Raw genomic sequence first — 17219 nt, 5'->3', positions numbered from 1 at the left:
CCACTTCACGCGGCAGCGGTGCGAGCCTGTTCCTCGCGCCACCACGCGACGGTCGCTTCGGCGGCCTGATCGAGCGGCGTCGGCGAGAGTCCGAGCAGCACTTCGCTGGCACTCGAGTCCATGACAAACGGCTTGGTGAACTGGTAGTTCATCTCCGCGAGTTCGCGGCTGTCGGTGTTGATCTTGCCGACGGCGTCGAGCACCCAGGCGGGGAGTACACCCACCTTGGCGGGGGATGCCCCGGCGGCGCGGGCGAAGGCCTCGGCGATCTTGCGCTGAGTGAGCGCGGGGCCGGTGGGTGCGTGGAGGACGGAGTTCCAAAGTTCGGGGTTGTGTGCCGCCGCGATCATCGCTGCTGCGAGATCGGGGATGTAGGTGAAGGAGTGCGGCTGATCTGCGGAACCGATGACACGAATCTTCTTACCTGCCATGACTTTCGGAACCATGCGCTCGCCGGCGTGGGCAGTGCGGACGCGGGGACCGAAGAAGTCCGAGGCCACGACGCTGACGGTGGGTGTTGCAGAGGCCTCGCGAGCACGCAGCAGCGCGGTGCGCACTCCGCGCTTGCCGCCGGTGGCGTTACGTGGATCGGATTCGGTCATCAGGGTGTCGGAGTTGTAGGCGTAGAGGCTTTCGGGGAAGACCACGACGGCACCGATGGATGCGGCCGCGTCGAGCACAACCTTCTCGGCCGCCGGGAGTTCCCGCTCCCAATCGGCTGCGTTGTAAGCAGCGTGGATGCAGTGGTAGATGGCCGTGGCGCCCTCGCTGACCGAGCGCAGGGCCTCGGCATCCGAGACGTCGACGCGTCGGCGGTCGATCAGCGGGTGCTCGGGCCCGCTGCCGGACCTGGTCAGGAGCCGGACGTTGATTCCCTGCTCGGCGAGCTGTAATGCGACGGCGGATCCGACGGGTCCTGCTCCGGTGACGATTTCGAGGTTCGACATGGTGTGCTCCTTCTTGTTTCGAGTGAACTGAGAGCACTGCTCTCGTTTTCAAGAATGCACCCGCGCCTCAGTGCTGTCAAGAGCAGTGCTCTCTTTTGTTGATAGTGCTCTCGGTCATGGGGCAAGATGGACTCATGGTTGGGACTCCCCGAGAGCGGGCGCGCGAACAGACGCTGCAGGACATCACCCGGATCGGGCGCGAGCATCTTGCTGCCGTCGGCGCCGCCGCGTTGTCCTTGAGGGCCGTCGCGCGTGATCTGGGAGTCGTGTCCTCAGCGGTGTACCGCTACGTCGCCAGTCGCGACGAACTGCTGACCTTGCTGGTGGTGGACGGGTACACGGAACTGGGCGCGGAAGTGGACTCCGCCGTGAATGCCGTTGCAGCAGAAGATTTTCGCGGACAGTTCATTGCTCTCGGACGTGCCGTCCGGAGTTGGGCGATCCGGGAGCCGGCTCGATACGGATTACTGTTCGGCAGCCCCGTCCCCGGTTACGACGCTCCGGGCGAGCAGACCACCGGCCCTGGCACCCTCGTCGTGACCCGGCTGATCGGGATCATCGACGCCGCCCATCGCGCGGGTGCACTCACGGTGCGAGAGGGCCCGGACCTGAGTGACACGCTGGCAACGGACCTCGAGGGAGTGCGGAAAGAACTGGGCACCGACCTGCCGCCGGATGCCGCGGTGCGCGCAACTCTCGTCTGGGTATCGCTGTTCGGTTCGGTGAACTTCGAGGTGTTCGGGCAGTACGGAAGCGATACGTTCACCGACGCGAGCGAGATTTTCGAGCGGCATTTGGCACTACTTGCCGATGTGGCGGGTCTGACCTGAACACGCTTGTGTCTCGTTCCTCCGCGCGCAGTTGTCGGTGAGATGATGTCCTTGTGGCGCACGCAGAAGAACCCGAGGATCGAATGGCTTGGATAGAACCGGAGGTTCGTCCGGGCAGTTTGTTGGTGTCGTCGACCGATCTCACGGAACCCGCATTTCGCCGCACCGTCATCTACATGATCGAGCACAACGACGCCGGGAGCCTGGGCGTCGTCGTCAATCGGCCGAGTGAGACGGCCGTGCAGAACGTGTTGCCGCAGTGGTCACCGCTGACCGCGCATCCTTCGGCCCTGTACATCGGTGGACCAGTCAAGCGTGACTCGGCGCTTTGCCTGGGCATCGCTCGCAACGGTGCGCGGATCGACGGCGTCGCCGGTCTGCGGCGGGTGGACGGCAAGGTAGTCATGGTGGATCTGGACTCGGACCCGGAGGTCATTGCTCCTCTGGTCGAAGGGATCCGAATTTTTGCCGGGTACTCGGGTTGGACTCTGGGCCAGCTGGATTCGGAGCTCGAGCGTGAAGACTGGATGGTGATCAGCTCGCTGCCGTCGGATGTGCTGACGCCGCCCCGAGTCGATGTCTGGGCACGGGTGCTACGACGCCAGCCGCTACCCGTGGCGATGCTGGCCAGCCACCCCATCGAGGTGGAACGAAACTGACTTGTCGGAGGTCGATGATATTCCTGTGTCATCGTTTTCGAGAGAGGTGGCAGTAATGCTCGCTGAGCGTCAGATCCAGTGCGCGTATTGTGTTTCGGATGTCGATCACTGCCACGATTCTTTGCTGCGGCATGCCGACGGATCACTCGAATGCACCGGCGCGAACTGCCTCGACTTGGCATCGGTCCGCCATGCGCTGTCCATCGATTGTGCTGAACTGCAGGGCGGTTGCGGCTGCGTCGACGCGACCCGAGGCGAGTTGCTCGCTAGCTGACGCTGACCGGATCCCGATTCGCGAAGCGTTGCGCCATCGCAGCACAGACGATCAGTTGGATCTGATGGAAGATCATCAGCGGCAACACGATCAGGCCGACGGGCTGGCCCGCGAACAGTACAGCCGCCATCGGTAGGCCCGTTGCCAAGGACTTCTTCGACCCGCAGAAGATGATGACGATCTGATCGGGAAGATCGAACCCGAGCTTGCGCCCCGCGAGAGTGGTCACGCCGAGAACCAGTGCGAGAATCAGGCAGCACACGATTGTGAGGATCACGATCTGCCAGATCGTGATGGTGCTCCAGATCCCCTCTTTCATGCTTTCGCTGAAGGCGGCGAAGACAACGAGGAGGATCGATCCGCGATCGACGTACTTGGTGGGTTCGGCGTACTTCTGCAGCCATCCGATCACCAGCGGGCGGATCAGCTGACCGACGATGAACGGGATCAGCAACTGCACGACGATGTCGAGGATCGACGAGAAGTCGACCGTCGCCTGGCCGGTGGTGTTCATCAGCAGAACCACCAGCAGCGGTGTGACGAAGACGCCGATCAGGTTGGAGAACGACGCACTGACGATCGCGCCCGCGACATTCCCCTTGGCGATCGAGGTGAACGCGATCGAAGACTGAACCGTCGACGGAACCAGGCACATGTAGAGGATGCCGGTGTAGAGCTCGTCGCTGATCAGCGTCGGCGACAGGAATCGCAGTGCTAGGCCGATCAGTGGGAACAGCACGAACGTCGCGGCGAGGACGACGGTGTGCAGTCGCCAGTGCTTGACGCCCTTCCAGGCTTCCTGCGGCGAGAGTCGTGCGCCGTAGAGCAGGAACAAGAAGCCGATGGCGATCTTGGTGGCCCAGTTCAGAATGCTCTCCGCGGTACCCGATACCGGGAACACACTTCCGAGCACGCCGGCGATGATGATGCCGAGGATGAACCCGTCGATGTAGAACCTGCTGAGAAACTTCACCTGGCTAAGGATAACGGCGAGCTTCAGCGGGCTCTCGAGCCCCACGAAGGTTGAAGCCCATCACCGCCAGGCACAGCAGCGTCCCGATGATCGACAGCTCGATGATGGCCGTCTGCATTCCCTGGAGGGTGATGGCGATACCCGCGATGATCGACGGGATCGCCAGTCCCGCGTAGCTGACGGTGAAGAACGCGGCCAGAACTCCGCCGTGGCTCTCGCGGGCGTGGGTCCGGGCGGCGGCGTTGACGCGCTTCATGCCGCCGGCAAACGCCAGACCGTGCCCGGCGCCGACCACGACGGTGATGACGCCCAGCAGTGCCAGGCTCGGGACGAGGTCGACCACGAGGAGGCCGATCATTCCCAGAGCGAGGATTCCCAGGCCGGCGGTGACGGACGTGCGCGGGTCCATGCGGCTTCCGCCGAGTTGCGCGACCACCGAGCAGATCATCACCAGTGCGGCCGCCCCGCCGCCGAGTAGAAGGTTGTCGATGTTCAGCAGGCTGGTCATCCACGACGGGACCACCGACTGGAAGAGCCCGACCGCGCCCCACGACAGCGCGACGGCGAGCGAGCTGAGCCAGAAAGTCTCGCGAATGGCGGCGGGAACATGTGGCATCTGGAAGAACCGCTTCGGGCGTGTGACGTCCCCGATCCGCGGAAGTAGCAGCAACACGATCAGTGCCGGGATGAACGCGACGAGGAAGATCAGATACGGCAACCGCAGCGGTTGTGGAAGGTACTGGGCGATTGCACCGGACACGAGTGGTCCGAGCGCACCGCCCAACGCGCCCGTCACCGTCGATACGAGCGCTGCTCGTCGGTGATCGAACTTCGGTTCCTGCTCCACCAATGCGGCGCTGCCCGCCGCACTGGCCGCGCCCACCGCGATTCCCTGGGCAATCCGGCCGACGAACAACCACACCGTCGCGTCGGCAAATGCCAGAACGAGCGTGCCGACGACGCTCAGAGCGAGTGCAGTAAGGAGCACGGTGCGTCGGCCGAGGGCGTCGGACAGCGGTCCGAAGAACAGCAATGCCGGAACGAGGCCGGCGACGTAGACGCCGTAGATCAGCGTCTGGATGGTGGGCGTGAATCCGAACTCGGTCCGGTAGAGCCCGTAGACGGAGGTGGGCATGTTCGCGCCCAAGAGGATCACGGTGAGGACGTAGCCCACGCCGTAGAAGTGTCGATTGGTGCGGCGTGTGCGTTCTTCGGTGGCGACAGCTGTGGCGGACGTGGGAAGCCCCTCCTGAAGACAGAGTGCGAAAATACATGGGTCGTCCTACGTATCGTAGGTGAGTGGAATGATCGCCGCTAATGCTGTGAGGATGAGCTGATGACCGTTGTTCGCAAAGAGTCCGCGTACGAGCAATCCCTCGACTGGATGCGCGCGCAGATCTCCGACGGCGTCTGGACAGTGGGCAATCGTGTTCCGACCGAGCCGGAGCTGATGAGTGTTCTCGGCGTCGGCCGGAACACCGTGCGCGAAGCGATCAAGACATTGACCTCGACGGGAGTCCTGGAGATCCGTCGCGGATCAGGGACCTTCGTGCGCGCTCGGACCGACATCGGCGGACTGCTCGGCAGACACGCGTCCGTCGACGAGATGAAATACGTCTTCGAAGTGCGTCGTGCGCTCGAGATGGAAGCGGTCCGGTTGGCGTGTGAGCGTCGCAGCGACGACGACGTCCGGATACTTCGTGAGCTGGCCACCAAGCGTGACGTCCCGGCCGAGAACTTCGTCGACGTCGATCTCGCGTTTCACATTGCCGTTGTCGATGCCGCCCACAATCCCGTGCTGAAAGATCTGTTTGCCGGAATCCTCGAAACAGTTCGAGCCACCTACGAGGTGACCGAAGGGGTGCATCCGCCGTCGCTGACGTCTTCGCATCATCAGGGAGTTGCCGAAGCCATCGCCGAACGCGATGTCACCAAAGCCAGGGCTGCGGCGTGTGGGTATCTCGAGAAGACTCAGGAAGCGATCGGTTCAGGCTCGGCGGTTACCGAGTCCGGGCGTCGGCCAATCGATTGAGTGACCCGGCGATGTCTTCGGCTCCGGGTGTCGTGATCGTGAGTCGGTCGCCACAAGCGAACGTGATGACCACCGCTGGCCCGGTGCGGGTGACGACGCCGTAGTTACGACGACCCTTGGTCTTGAGTCCCCAGCCGCCGAAGTCCGCGAACGGTTTGATCTCCGCGACGTCGGCTCCGACAACTTCCTCGATGCCGTAGGTCATCGCAGCCATCCCCATGTTGATCACCCGGATTTCCCGTTCGTCGACGATCACCCGGAAGCGAACCAGGCTGACGACGAGCAGTCCGAGTGCCCCGAAGATGAACAGCGGCCAGAGTGACCGCATCGCCAACGCCATGATGACTCCGGGCGCCAGAGTGATCGCAGTGAGGATCACCGACCCCTTGGTGCTGAATCCGACGTCGTCGGAGATGGGGAGAGCGCAGCGGCTTCGCGGCAACCCGGCCGAGGGTTCGATCGTGGCAAGAGTGCGGACGCGGTAGTCACGCAGGAACGAGGCGCCGATCCACCCCAGCACCCCGCCGATGACAAAGCCGACACCGATAGACCACAGCGGGAGTGACGTCGTGGATGGATCGGTGACATCGAGTTGGGTGTAGAGCAAAGCGAAGTTCACTGTCGTGATGAGCCCGACCACGCTCAGCCCGACAACCAACATGAATCGGCGCATCATCAGCATCGCGGGAGCAAGAGCAGCAATCGCACTCAGGCCGCCACCGAAGAGCAGCGTCAGAAGTGCAATGGTCCAGGCGTTGGCCGACGGGGTGGAGAATCCGTCCGGCGAGGTGGTGGTCCAGTGAGTCGCGATCTGTTCCGGGAGGCGGGGCTCCCAAATTTTTGTCAGGACGAAGCCGAAGACCGCACACAACAGCGGAACGACTAGCCCGAATACGACCCCGGCCGGGTCGACCACGCGATGTTTCACGTGAATCAATGAGCCGGCTGGCAAGCATCCTTGAGCGCGCAGGCACCGCAGGAAGCGGTACCGCAAGCGGCAGCGTTCGCCTTGGCCTCGGAGGTCTCCGCCACCGGCTCGTCTGCGGCAGGCTCGGAGTGTCCGCCGCAGTTGCAGTCGTTACCGCATCCGCTCTGCTGCGGGAGTGCGGCGGCAGCACGGGCACCGATGCCTCCACCGAAACCGGCGGTGAGGACGGCGACGACGACGGCGATGATCGCGACTGCGACGCCGAAGACTCCGCCGATGGTCAGTGCTGCGACTCCGCCGATGACCAACATTCCGGCGGCCGCGAGCATGGTCGGACCGGCCACCTTGTTGGCGAGGGCGAACGACTCCTCGCTCCGCAGGGAATCCTCGGTGCGGACACCGGCCCAGCGGTTGCGCGGGAGTTTGCCGATCAGTCCGGCGACAGCAACTCCACCGACGGCGACAGCGAGCACGAATAGCACCACAGCGACAACGATCACCCATACAGGATAGGCGCGAGTGGAGTTGATGGTATGCCCGGGTCGTGCAGGCTCTACCCTGGTTATCGGTATTTCCGTCAGCCAAGTAGATAGCGACCACAGTGACCGAGTCTCCGCAGTCCCCCGATTCACCAGCCGACGCAACTCCGCAGCACCGCTACACCGCGGAGCTCGCCGGCCAGATCGAGCAGCACTGGCAGGACCGCTGGAGTGAGGAAGGCACGTTCAACGCGCCCAATCCGGTCGGTCCGCTCTCCTCGCCCGACGGTGTTCCCGCCGACAAGCTCTTCGTGCAGGACATGTTCCCGTACCCCTCGGGTTCGGGCCTGCACGTCGGTCACCCGCTCGGATACATCGCTACGGACGTCTTCGCGCGCTTCCATCGCATGCAGGGGCGCAATGTCCTGCACACCCTCGGCTACGACGCGTTCGGTCTCCCGGCCGAGCAGTACGCCGTGCAGACGGGTACCCACCCGCGGACGACCACCGAGTCCAACATCGCCAACATGAAGCGCCAGCTGCGACGCCTGGGTCTGGGGCACGACGAGCGTCGTAGCCTCGCGACGACGGACGTCGACTTCTACCACTGGACGCAGTGGATCTTCCTGCAGATCCACGGCGCCTGGTACGACAAGGCTGCAGGCAAGGCCCGTCGTATCTCCGAGCTGGAAGCCGAGTTCGATTCCGGTGAGCGCGCTCTGGAAGACGGACGCGAGTGGGCGTCGCTGACAGTCGCCGAGAAGGCAAAGGTCGTCGACTCGTACCGCCTTGTCTACCAGTCGGATTCGATGGTCAACTGGTGCCCCGGTTTGGGTACCGTCCTGGCCAACGAGGAAGTCACCGCCGACGGTCGTAGTGACCGCGGAAACTTCCCAGTCTTCCGTAAGCATCTCCAGCAGTGGATGATGCGCATCACCGCGTACTCCGATCGCCTGGTCGACGACCTCGAGTACTTGGATTGGCCGGACAAGGTCAAGGCCATGCAGCGCAACTGGATCGGACGCTCGTACGGTGCCGAAGTTACCTTTGCTGCAGGCGAGTACGGCGTCGATGTGTTCACCACCCGTCCGGACACGCTGTTCGGCGCCACCTATGTGACGCTGGCTCCTGAGCATGACTTGGTGGACAAGCTCGTCGCGGACGAGTGGCCCGAAGGTGTCGACGCACGCTGGACTGGCGGTGCCACGACGCCGGCGGAAGCTGTTGCTGCATACCGTAAGTCGATTGCCGCCAAGACCGACCTGGAGCGTCAGGAAAACAAGGAGAAGACGGGCGTCTTCCTCGGTTCCTACGCCGTCAATCCGGTCAACGGCCACAAGGTCCCGATCTTCATCGCCGACTACGTTCTGACGGGTTACGGCACCGGTGCGATCATGGCAGTTCCGGGACACGATCACCGTGACTGGGAGTTCGCGAACGCGTTCGGTCTGGATATTCTCGAAGTTATTGCCGGTGGCAATGTTTCGGAGGCTGCGTACTCCGGTGACGGCCCGCTGGTGAACTCCGACTACCTCGACGGGCTGGACGTTGCGGAGGCCAAGGCGACCGTCATCAGTCGCCTCGAGGAGAGCGGCCAGGGCAAGGGCACCATCCAGTACAAGCTGCGCGACTGGCTTTTCGCGCGTCAGCGTTACTGGGGCGAGCCCTTCCCGATCGTCTACGACGCGGACGGCAACGCACACGCTCTGCCGGATTCGGCTCTGCCCGTGGTGCTTCCGGAGGTCGAGGACTACGCACCCGTGTCCTTCGATCCGGACGACGCCAACTCCGAGCCCTCTCCCCCGCTGAACAAGGCGACCGACTGGGTCAACGTCGAGCTCGATCTCGGTGACGGTCTGCAGACCTACCACCGCGACACCAACGTCATGCCGCAGTGGGCAGGTAGCTCGTGGTACCAGCTGCGCTACATCGACCCCACCAACCAGGACGCCTTCTGCGACCCGCAGAACGAGGCGTACTGGACGGGCCCGCGTCCGGAACTGCACGGCCCCAACGATCCCGGTGGAGTCGACCTGTACGTCGGCGGCGTCGAGCACGCAGTGCTGCACCTGCTGTACTCGCGCTTCTGGCACAAGGTTCTGTTCGACCTGGGCTACGTGTCCTCGAGCGAGCCGTACCGCCGCCTGTACAACCAGGGCTACATCCAGGCATTCGCGTACACCGATGCCCGCGGCGTCTACGTGCCGGCGGAAGAGGTCGTCGAGCGTGACGGCAAGTTCTTCTACGAAGGCGCCGAGGTCAACCGCGAGTACGGCAAGATGGGCAAGAGCCTGAAGAATGCCGTTGCGCCGGACGAGATCTGCGCCGAGTTCGGTGCAGACACTCTGCGTGTGTACGAGATGTCGATGGGTCCGCTGGACACCTCGCGTCCGTGGGCTACCAAGGACGTCGTCGGTGCTGCGCGATTCCTGCAGCGAGTGTGGCGCGTCGTCATCGACGAGGAGACCGGCAAGCCCCGTGTCACCGACGAAGCGCCCGGTGAGGAGACTTTGCGTGCGCTCAACAAGGCGATTTCCGGTGTCATCGAGGATTACACGGCGCTGCGCGACAACACGGCCGCCGCGAAGCTGATCGAGTACAACAACCACCTCACCAAGGCGTTCCCGGGCGGTGCGCCGCGTGCTGCTGTCGAGCCGCTGGTGCTGATGCTCGCTCCCCTGGCGCCGCACCTCGCGGAAGAGCTGTGGTCGCGTCTGGGTCACACGGAATCCCTTGCGCACGGACCCTTCCCGGCAGTCGAGGAGAAGTGGCTCGTCGAGGATACCGTCGAGTACCCGATCCAGGTCAACGGCAAGGTTCGTAGCCGCATCAGCGTCCCGGCGGATGCCGATCGCAAGGCTGTCGAGGAGATTGCGCTGGCCGACGAGAAGATCGTCGCTCTGCTCGAGGGCAACGCACCCCGCAAGGTGATCGTTGTGCCGGGCAAGATGGTGAACATAGTTCTGTAGGGCCTTCGGCCCCTGTGCGCCGTTTTGGTAGTTACCGCTACCGAAACGGCGCACAGTCGTTTCTGGGGATGATTCCCGACGTTGACACCGAGGGGGAACCTCAAAGGCGGGATCGTCAAGTACGGGGTGGTCGGTATTTCGAAGATGGGAATGGCTCCACGTTCAAGTTCGAACCGAAAATCGTTGCCGTTGCTCATAATCCAAAGCCAGGTTCGAGTTTGTGACGCCAATCAGTCGTTGTCCTGAATGTCCCGCTCCACGGAACATTTGGTAGCGCGTGTTCGATGTGAGGGCTGTGATGCACGTAACACGTTGCCGAGAGCGGTAGCTGTCGTTCCACTGCACTTCCCCGCAAGGCCCCCGTCGGCGGTATTCGACAGGGGGTCAATCGAATTTGTAGGTGTCCCGAAAGGATCTTCCAGCCATGGCGTCTCACGTCCACAGCTCCGGTTCGTCTCCTAGTGCGCCCGAACCGACATCGATACCGGAGCGTTGGACTCCGCGACTGGTGTTCTCTCTGGCGTCGATCGTTCTACTTCTCGAGATGCTCGCGGTGAGCTACATGATGATTTCCACTGCGCTGCCGGCCATCTCGGCGCATTATCAAACGACGCAGGGAGCTTGGCTGCTCACGTCGTTCTTGCTGCTGGGGGCGGTCGCGTCTCCTCTGCTCGGAAAGCTCGCCGACATGTACGGCAAGCGAAAAGTCCTGCTCTTGGCGGTCGCCGGCGCAGCGGTCGGATCCTTCATTTCGGCGGTTGCGCCGAGCTATGCCGTCCTGATTCTGGGCCGGTCATTGACGGGTCTTCTCGTTCCCTGCCTCTTCCTGAGCTACTCCCTCATTCGAGATGTCTTCCCGCCGAAAACTGTTGCGCTGGCAGTCAGTATCGCGACTTCCGGTATGGGTCTGATCGCGATTCCGGCGCCGTTCGTCTCCGGTTGGTTGATCGACAACCACGGGTTCCGGAGCATCTTCTGGTTCTTTGTCGTCGGGCTGGTTCTCCTCGGCGGCATGATCTTCGCTTCGACGGCGGAATCGACTGTCCGACTTCGCTCTTCGCTGGACCTGATCGGCGCGGTACTGCTCGGATCGGGCATCGCCGGAATTCTGATCGGCGTCAGCTTCGGCCCGACCTGGGGCTGGAAGAACGGTTCGACACTGGCCTACCTGATCGGCGGCGTCGCACTGTTGGTGGCTTGGGTTGCCTCTGCCCGAGCCATCCGCGAGCCCTTGATCGACCTGCGCTACTTCGGCAAGCGTTCGGTGATGCTCACCGCCGTCGGTGCCGGTTTCTGCTACGGCGCATCGGGAGTCTTCACGATTTTGCTGCCGATGATGGTGATGACCCCCGCAGTTCTCGGCCTGGGATACGGATTCGGCGTGACGGCAGAGGGATTCGCGATCTTCCAGGCGCCCCTTGGCGGCATGGTGGTGGTCGGTGGTTTGATCGTGGGCTTCCTCGTGGGGCGCAACATCCGGCCCCGTCTGCTGATGATCATCGGAATGATCCTCATGGCAGTCGGATTCACGTTGACGGCAACCATTCACGACAACAAGCCTCTGCTCATCATCTTTGCCGGAATCTTCGGTGTCGGTATGGGTATGGGCTACGCCTCCATCCCGAACCTGCTCATCGAGGCAGTGCCGCCGCAGTTGCAGGCAACCACGGCGAGCATGGTTGCGGTCTTCCAGAGCATCTTCCCTGCAGTGCTTCCCGTCATCGCCTTCACGGTCTTGAACTCGCACATCGCGATGGCGATGGAGGGCGCTGTCTTCTACACCGACGAGGGCATGCGTATCGCGTTCCTGATCGGTGCTGCTGCAGCAGTTCTCGGCGCGATCGCAGCCGTGTTCCTGCCGCGAAACATCGTCCAGATCGGCGCAGAAGACGGTGTGCAGCAGGAGACGTCCCTTCTCCCTGCTCACTGATCACACGATGATGTGCGGCTACTGGCCAACGTCCGTAGCCGCACATCGCCGTGGTGGCACTTCGACGTCATGCAAGATGAATCTCCTGCAGCGAGATCTCACCCCGCAGCGGACGCTCTGCGACCTGTGCCAGATCAGATACGAATGTGTCCGCGATCGATCGGGTGGTGGTGAGTTGTACCGACAGAACATTGTTCGCCTGACTGCACACAGTTGCGCCGTGCCGGTACGCCACCAGCGCCACCGGATCGACGCGTTGGAAAGTCGCGGTGACGTGTAGGCCGACCTGCGGTGTCACCGGAACGAACGGGCCGTGGTCCGTCTTGATGCGAACTATCCCGATGATCTTGTTGAGACGCTTGATCAACATGGCGTCGGAGATCGTTGCCGGGCAACGGTACGCGATCGACATTCCGGTGACTCCCGGCGATGTCACGGACACCCACGTAGACAGGCTGACGACCTCGACGCCGAGCTTCCACCCCAGCGACGAAATACGTGCGAGAACCGCCGCGGTATCGTGGCATTCGACCACCATGGTGCCCACCCGACTCGTATCGGTGCCCACCCGAGCCGCTTCACCCATTTCCTCGACCTCCTCCGCCTAGAGAGGAAGTCCGGGCGCATCGACCCCGATGATTCTCGATCCCCGGAAGAAGTCGAGAAGCTCTGCGTCGCCGTGTGCGCCGATACCGCTTCCGCCCCAGAAACTCTGGGTCGAGTGGTCGTCTAGGTCCAGGAGGCTGGTGCTGTTGATCTTGTTCTCACCGCAATCGATTCGGGTCGCAAGTTCACGAGCGGCGTCGACGTCGGCGCCGAACACGTATCCGGCCAGGCCGGTATCGAGAGCGTTGGCCTCGAGCAGAGCTTCCTCGTCGGTTGATGCTCGGTGCACCGTCAGGATCGGCCCGAAGGTCTCCGATTTGGTCTGCTCCGACGAGATTCCGTGCACCACTGTCGGTGGGAAGAACCATCCGGAATCGTCAGGCACGGGGGTGCTCGAGACGGCCGTGCCGCCCACGCCACGGAGGAACTCGACGGTATCCCGCATCCGTTGGAGTTGAGGCTCGTTCGCCTGCGGACCCATCGTGGTGTTGGCGTCATCGGTTCGGCCGAGTGCGATTTCGGCCGTGCGGTCGAGTATTGCGTCGACAAGCCGGTCGTGAAGGTGCGGCGGCACGAAGACGCTTCCCGGACTCTCACACCATTGCCCGTTAAGTTTGGTGAACCCGTCGACGAGTGCGGTGGCAGTCAGATCGATGTCGGCGTCGGCGCGGATGATCACGGGGTTGTTGCTGCCGAGCTCGAGTTGAAGAGCCTTGAAATCGGTAGAAGCTGCAGTGGCGATGGAACTACCGGCCGCTCGGCCGCCGGTGAACGCCAGTGCTCGGATTCGTCGATCGGAGGCCAGTAGATGCCCGACGTCCCCGCCTCCGTGAACGAGTTGAAACAGAGCTTTCGGCGCGTCGACTTCGGCGATGGCACGTGAGATCGCCTCGGCAAGCACGTTGGGTCCTGACGGAGCCCAGTTGGAGGGCTTGGCGATGACCGGAGCACCTGCGGCCAAAGCGAATGCGGTCTTCTTGGCGGTGATGAAGCTCGGTGCGTTCCACGGTGCGATCACAGCGGTCGGGCCCCACGCCAGCCGATGTAATTGTGCACCTGACGCCAGCTGCTCGAACCCGGAGGAGTTCTTCAGATGCGTTGCAGCACTGCGGAACAGATCGGGAAGTCCGCCGGCGAAAAGTGTGCTGATCGAAAGCGGAAGGCCGTTGTTCTTGGAGTCCTCACGAGCGATCGCCGCAGTCCGTTCTTCGACAAGTTCAGCCGTTCTCTCGAGTAGGCGCACCCGGTCGGCGACCGATCGACGGGTCCAGACACCCGATCGGTGAAGTTCTGTCGCGGCGGTGATCGCCCTCTCCACCTGTTCGGTGGAGGACGAGAGTTGGGCTTGCAGTTTCTCTCCGGTGTCGGGATCGGTGAGAAATTCGCCGAGGTCGATAGCCGGTGTTTCGACGTTTCCGTCGATCGTGTTGTTCTGGGGCACGAGTGAGCATGAAGTGGTCATGACTGTCCTTCGTGGCGAAATCGTTTGTAGGTCAGATGTTGTCGAGGTAGCGTTCGCGTTCCCAGTCGGTGACCGCGGACATGAAGGAATCCCATTCGTCCTTGGCGACCGCCGCATAGTGCGATACGACCTCGGCGCCGAACGCCGCGAGTGCGAACTCACTGGCCTCGAGCGCACGCGCCGCTTCGTCCAGTGTGCCGGGCAGCGGTTGTTGCTTCACCTTCTCGAGTGTGTCTGTGTCGCTGTACCCGTCGCGTCGTACCGGTGCGCCGGGATCGAGCTTTCGTGTCAGACCGTCGTTCATCGACGCCAGAACGGCGGCGAGTGCGAGATACGGATTTGCGTCCGCCCCTGGCAGTCTCATTTCGAGACGGTTGGCGGACGGTGCACCGGTGATGAGTCGGCAGGTGGTAGTCCTGTTGTCGAAACCCCAGGTCAAGCCGTTCCCCGAGAAATCGTGGCTGGCTCTGGTGCGGCGCATCGAGTTGATGGTCGGCGTGTAGAACAGCATGAGTTCCGGGCAGTGCTCGAGAACTCCGCCGACGGCGTGCAGCAGTTCGGCGCTCGCGGTGTTTTCTGCGCTTTCGTCGTGGAATGGGAAGGTGTCGTCGCTCCGCATGGACGCGTGAATATGACACGACGAGCCCATGCCGTCGGTGCTCGGACGTGCCATGAAGGTAGCAGTGAGCCCTTCTGCCGCAGCGACGTCGTGGACGACCTGCTTGAATAGCACATGGCGGTCGGCCATCTCGAGGGCGGTTCCGTATTCGAGGTTGATCTCCCACTGGCCCAGGCCGTATTCGACCTGAGAGACCTCCACGGGAATCGCGCTCTCCTCCAACGCGGTTCGTACCTTGCGGAAGAAAGGTTCCATCGCGTTGCCGGCGGTGATGGTGTAATCCGAGGGCACCAGGGTGGTGGGTTCGAGATCCCGATAGCCGCTGCGCCGCAATGCGTCGGGGGTACCTCGGTAGAGGTGGAACTCGAGTTCCGTTGCCGCGTAGACGGTGTGGCCGTCAGCTTCGAGCTTGTCGATCTGTTTGCGCAGGATCGTGCGCGGTGCGATCGGGACCATCTCGCCGGTATGTTCGTCGACCGAGTCAGCGATGACGATGGCAGTGGACTCGAGCCACGACGCGCGTCGCAGTGTTCCCAGGTCAGGTTGCAGGCGGAAGTCATGCCAGCCGGTGTGTCCGCCGGCGTAGTCGACAACGAGTTTGTCCATGCGTTGGCTGGCATCCCAGGCATACACACAGGTGCACACATGCAGACCCTCGTCGATGTTCGCGAGGAAAATTCGCGTCGGGACTCGTTTGCCGATCAACCGTCCGTAGAGGTCGATACCGGCGATGAGGACGGTGTCGATGTCGGACTCGGCGAGCTCGGCCGTGGTGAGCCGGCCTTTCATCGGGCAAGCCATCCGCCGTCGACGGGCAGCTGGACTCCACTGATGTAGGAGGCGTCGTCGGAGAGCAGGAAGGAGACTGCAGCACCCATGTCCTCGGGGCGGCCGACGCGCGGCACCAGGAGCCTGGACTTCATGAAGTCGAGAACTTCGCCGGAGGAGACGTCGATGCCAGGCAGGAAGGCGGTGGGGACCGGCCCGGGGGCGATCGCGTTGACTCGTACGTTGTACCGCGAGAGTTCGACGGCCAGAGCCTTCGTCAGCATCTTCACTCCACCCTTCGACGCGTTGTAGTGGACCTGTGCGAAGCCCTGGGAGGACACGACCACGTCCGCTTCCACCGTCGACAAGTTCACCACAGCGCCGCTGTTGCCGTCGCGGAAGTACGGGGTGGCGATCTGCGTGACGATGAACATGCCCTTGAGATTGACGTCGAGGACGAGGTCCCACTCTTCGTCGGTGAGGTTCTCGAGAGAACTCATCGTGATCAGGCCGGCGTTGTTGACGAGGTAGTCGAAGCGTCCCCATTCGGCGACGGTGGCTTCGAAAGCGGCGCTCACGGCGGCGCGGTCGCGCACATCGGCCTCAAGGGCGAGCGCGGGTGTGCCGTACTGCGATTCGATAAGTGCGACGGTCTCCTTTGCACTTTCGATGTGAAGGTCCACGACCGCGACGCGGGCACCGTCGGAGGCGAGGCGCAGCGCGATGCCGCGGCCGATTCCGGAGCCTGCACCGGTGATCAGGGCAACCTTGTTCTCATGCGTACGTGACATTGTTGTCTTCCATTCTGTGATGATCGATCTGGTGAGAAGAATTGGTCCGACGGGAGGTTGCAGCGTCGACGAGCCACGAGAAGAGCGGGTCGATTTCGACGAAGAATTCGGGGTGCCACTGCACGCCCACCACGGGGCGATCGTCGGCCTGGATGGCTTCGGCGACGCCGTCGAGCGCGCGTCCGACGATCCGGAGTCCGTTCCCCGGGGCATCCACTGCTTGGTGGTGAAGGCTGTTCACGTGAATGCTGTTGCCGTACAGACTGTATGGGATGGAGCCGGATTCAAGGGCGACCTGTTGTGGTCGGTAGGAACGCGGATAGCCGAAGAAGCTGTGCGCCTCACCGGCGTCGGTCGGAAGGTCGGCAATCAGAGTGCCCCCGCGGGCGACGTTGACGACCTGGTGTCCTCGACATACACCCAGGATCGGCAGTCCGATTTCCCAGGCTGCATCGACCAGGGCGAACTCGAATTCGTCCCGAGCGGGGTCGATCATCGAGGAGTTTGGTCCGGGGGTGCGGCCGTATCGCCTGGGGTCCACGTCGGAACCACCGCTGAGGACGAGGGCGTCGAGATGCTCGACGATTCGGCGCGGATCACTGTGGATGCTCAGCAGGATCGGTTGACCACCGGCGGCGCGGATCTTCGACGGAAAATCGGTGAAGAACATTTCCATCAATGCGTCGCCGACGACGTTCGGTAGTGACGGCCCGCCTCGGTCGACGCGGCCGGTGACTCCGATCAGGGGCATGGCGGGGAGTGCCTCCGCCGTCATCGTGAATTGGGTCATAGGAGCGAGCATAGAACCATTGAATGGCTTTTCGCTAGGGTTTGGCTTGTAAAGTTGGAGTAACGGGTTCGAAGTGCCGCGCGCTGCTGTATCTATTCAAGGACAGTTGCGAATGGCGCGTTCGATTTTGCAGCCCGTGACGAAGCGTACGAGGACGAAGCT

General features: G+C 62.9%; 15 protein-coding genes. 5 read left to right on the top strand and 10 right to left on the bottom strand.

The window, feature by feature from the left end; genetic code table 11:
- Window positions 1–5: 5 nt before the first annotated feature.
- Window positions 6–947, bottom strand: a complete 942-nt coding sequence (locus PCS43_RS27555) for an NAD-dependent epimerase/dehydratase family protein (RefSeq protein WP_158170526.1) — start codon at window positions 945–947, stop codon at window positions 6–8.
- A gap of 134 nt (window positions 948–1081) precedes the next feature.
- Between PCS43_RS27555 and PCS43_RS27550 the strand changes: the two genes are divergently transcribed.
- Both PCS43_RS27550 and PCS43_RS27545 read left to right on the top strand, forming a co-directional pair.
- The gene (locus tag PCS43_RS27550; RefSeq protein ID WP_020971476.1) at window positions 1082–1777 is read left to right on the top strand and encodes a TetR/AcrR family transcriptional regulator; all 696 of its coding nucleotides are present in this window, start codon (window positions 1082–1084) and stop codon (window positions 1775–1777) included.
- A 53-nt stretch (window positions 1778–1830) separates the two neighbouring features.
- Complete coding sequence (locus PCS43_RS27545) at window positions 1831–2436, top strand: YqgE/AlgH family protein (protein ID WP_003942572.1); 606 nt, start codon at window positions 1831–1833, stop codon at window positions 2434–2436.
- Window positions 2437–2702: 266 nt separating this feature from the next.
- Here PCS43_RS27545 and PCS43_RS27540 read toward each other — a convergent pair whose 3' ends face one another.
- A complete protein-coding gene (locus tag PCS43_RS27540) occupies window positions 2703–3683 on the bottom strand; it encodes a bile acid:sodium symporter family protein (RefSeq protein WP_003942582.1) in 981 nt (326 codons plus the stop codon).
- 4 nt (window positions 3684–3687) lie between these two features.
- Window positions 3688–4857, bottom strand: coding sequence for an MFS transporter (locus PCS43_RS27535; RefSeq protein ID WP_003942549.1), 1170 nt, complete (start codon window positions 4855–4857; stop codon window positions 3688–3690).
- 162 nt (window positions 4858–5019) lie between these two features.
- Here PCS43_RS27535 and PCS43_RS27530 point away from each other — a divergent pair, with 162 nt between their 5' ends.
- Window positions 5020–5715 carry a FadR/GntR family transcriptional regulator gene (locus PCS43_RS27530; protein ID WP_047272655.1) on the top strand — a complete coding sequence of 232 codons (696 nt, stop codon included), beginning with the start codon at window positions 5020–5022 and terminating at the stop codon, window positions 5713–5715.
- Here the strand turns inward: PCS43_RS27530 and PCS43_RS27525 are convergent.
- Together PCS43_RS27525 and PCS43_RS27520 are read right to left on the bottom strand one after the other, a co-directional pair.
- The gene (locus tag PCS43_RS27525) at window positions 5684–6643 is read right to left on the bottom strand and encodes a DUF1648 domain-containing protein (protein WP_235808464.1); all 960 of its coding nucleotides are present in this window, start codon (window positions 6641–6643) and stop codon (window positions 5684–5686) included. The genes PCS43_RS27530 and PCS43_RS27525 overlap by 32 nt on opposite strands.
- Window positions 6644–6648: 5 nt before the next feature.
- The gene (locus tag PCS43_RS27520; RefSeq protein WP_058227433.1) at window positions 6649–7143 is read right to left on the bottom strand and encodes an SdpI family protein; all 495 of its coding nucleotides are present in this window, start codon (window positions 7141–7143) and stop codon (window positions 6649–6651) included.
- 101 nt (window positions 7144–7244) lie between these two features.
- Between PCS43_RS27520 and leuS the strand changes: the two genes are divergently transcribed.
- Window positions 7245–10091: a leucine--tRNA ligase gene (gene leuS, locus PCS43_RS27515; protein WP_058227434.1), complete on the top strand. Its 2847-nt coding sequence runs from the start codon at window positions 7245–7247 to the stop codon at window positions 10089–10091.
- 424 nt (window positions 10092–10515) lie between these two features.
- Entirely contained in the window at window positions 10516–12021 is a 1506-nt protein-coding gene (locus PCS43_RS27510) for an MFS transporter (protein ID WP_030537475.1), read from the top strand.
- Between the two features lie 67 nt (window positions 12022–12088).
- On the opposite strand, the gene PCS43_RS27505 is transcribed toward PCS43_RS27510, so the two are convergent.
- The 5 genes from PCS43_RS27505 to PCS43_RS27485 are packed head-to-tail and all read right to left on the bottom strand — an operon-like array spanning window position 12089 to window position 17057.
- Window positions 12089–12607 carry a hypothetical protein gene (locus PCS43_RS27505; RefSeq protein WP_007729094.1) on the bottom strand — a complete coding sequence of 173 codons (519 nt, stop codon included), beginning with the start codon at window positions 12605–12607 and terminating at the stop codon, window positions 12089–12091.
- A gap of 18 nt (window positions 12608–12625) precedes the next feature.
- Window positions 12626–14089, bottom strand: coding sequence for an aldehyde dehydrogenase family protein (locus tag PCS43_RS27500; RefSeq protein WP_058227435.1), 1464 nt, complete (start codon window positions 14087–14089; stop codon window positions 12626–12628).
- 31 nt (window positions 14090–14120) lie between these two features.
- Window positions 14121–15497, bottom strand: coding sequence for a glutamine synthetase family protein (locus PCS43_RS27495; RefSeq protein WP_054781549.1), 1377 nt, complete (start codon window positions 15495–15497; stop codon window positions 14121–14123).
- Complete coding sequence (locus PCS43_RS27490) at window positions 15494–16267, bottom strand: SDR family NAD(P)-dependent oxidoreductase (protein ID WP_021332597.1); 774 nt, start codon at window positions 16265–16267, stop codon at window positions 15494–15496. Before PCS43_RS27490 ends, PCS43_RS27495 begins: the two co-directional genes overlap by 4 nt.
- Entirely contained in the window at window positions 16251–17057 is an 807-nt protein-coding gene (locus tag PCS43_RS27485) for a gamma-glutamyl-gamma-aminobutyrate hydrolase family protein (protein WP_158656627.1), read from the bottom strand. The genes PCS43_RS27490 and PCS43_RS27485 overlap by 17 nt, the downstream gene beginning before the upstream one ends.
- Window positions 17058–17219 lie beyond the last annotated feature (162 nt).

This window comes from Rhodococcus sp. C-2 (assembly GCF_027854095.1).
Classification (GTDB): Bacteria; Actinomycetota; Actinomycetes; order Mycobacteriales; family Mycobacteriaceae; genus Rhodococcus_F; species Rhodococcus_F qingshengii.
The sequence above is the reverse complement of the archived record's forward strand: the minus strand, read 5'-3'. Positions and strand labels throughout refer to the sequence as shown.

What these genes read in the sequence shown, in the direction of transcription:
- PCS43_RS27490 (WP_021332597.1), bottom strand. Translation starts at nt 16,267, where the DNA reads ATGTCACGTACGCATGAGAACAAGGTTGCCCTGATCACCGGTGCAGGC.
- PCS43_RS27495 (WP_054781549.1), bottom strand. Translation starts at nt 15,497, where the DNA reads ATGAAAGGCCGGCTCACCACGGCCGAGCTCGCCGAGTCCGACATCGAC.
- PCS43_RS27510 (WP_030537475.1), top strand. Translation starts at nt 10,516, where the DNA reads ATGGCGTCTCACGTCCACAGCTCCGGTTCGTCTCCTAGTGCGCCCGAA.
- PCS43_RS27485 (WP_158656627.1), bottom strand. Translation starts at nt 17,057, where the DNA reads ATGACCCAATTCACGATGACGGCGGAGGCACTCCCCGCCATGCCCCTG.
- PCS43_RS27500 (WP_058227435.1), bottom strand. Translation starts at nt 14,089, where the DNA reads ATGACCACTTCATGCTCACTCGTGCCCCAGAACAACACGATCGACGGA.
- PCS43_RS27530 (WP_047272655.1), top strand. Translation starts at nt 5,020, where the DNA reads ATGACCGTTGTTCGCAAAGAGTCCGCGTACGAGCAATCCCTCGACTGG.
- PCS43_RS27505 (WP_007729094.1), bottom strand. Translation starts at nt 12,607, where the DNA reads ATGGGTGAAGCGGCTCGGGTGGGCACCGATACGAGTCGGGTGGGCACC.
- PCS43_RS27555 (WP_158170526.1), bottom strand. Translation starts at nt 947, where the DNA reads ATGTCGAACCTCGAAATCGTCACCGGAGCAGGACCCGTCGGATCCGCC.
- PCS43_RS27550 (WP_020971476.1), top strand. Translation starts at nt 1,082, where the DNA reads ATGGTTGGGACTCCCCGAGAGCGGGCGCGCGAACAGACGCTGCAGGAC.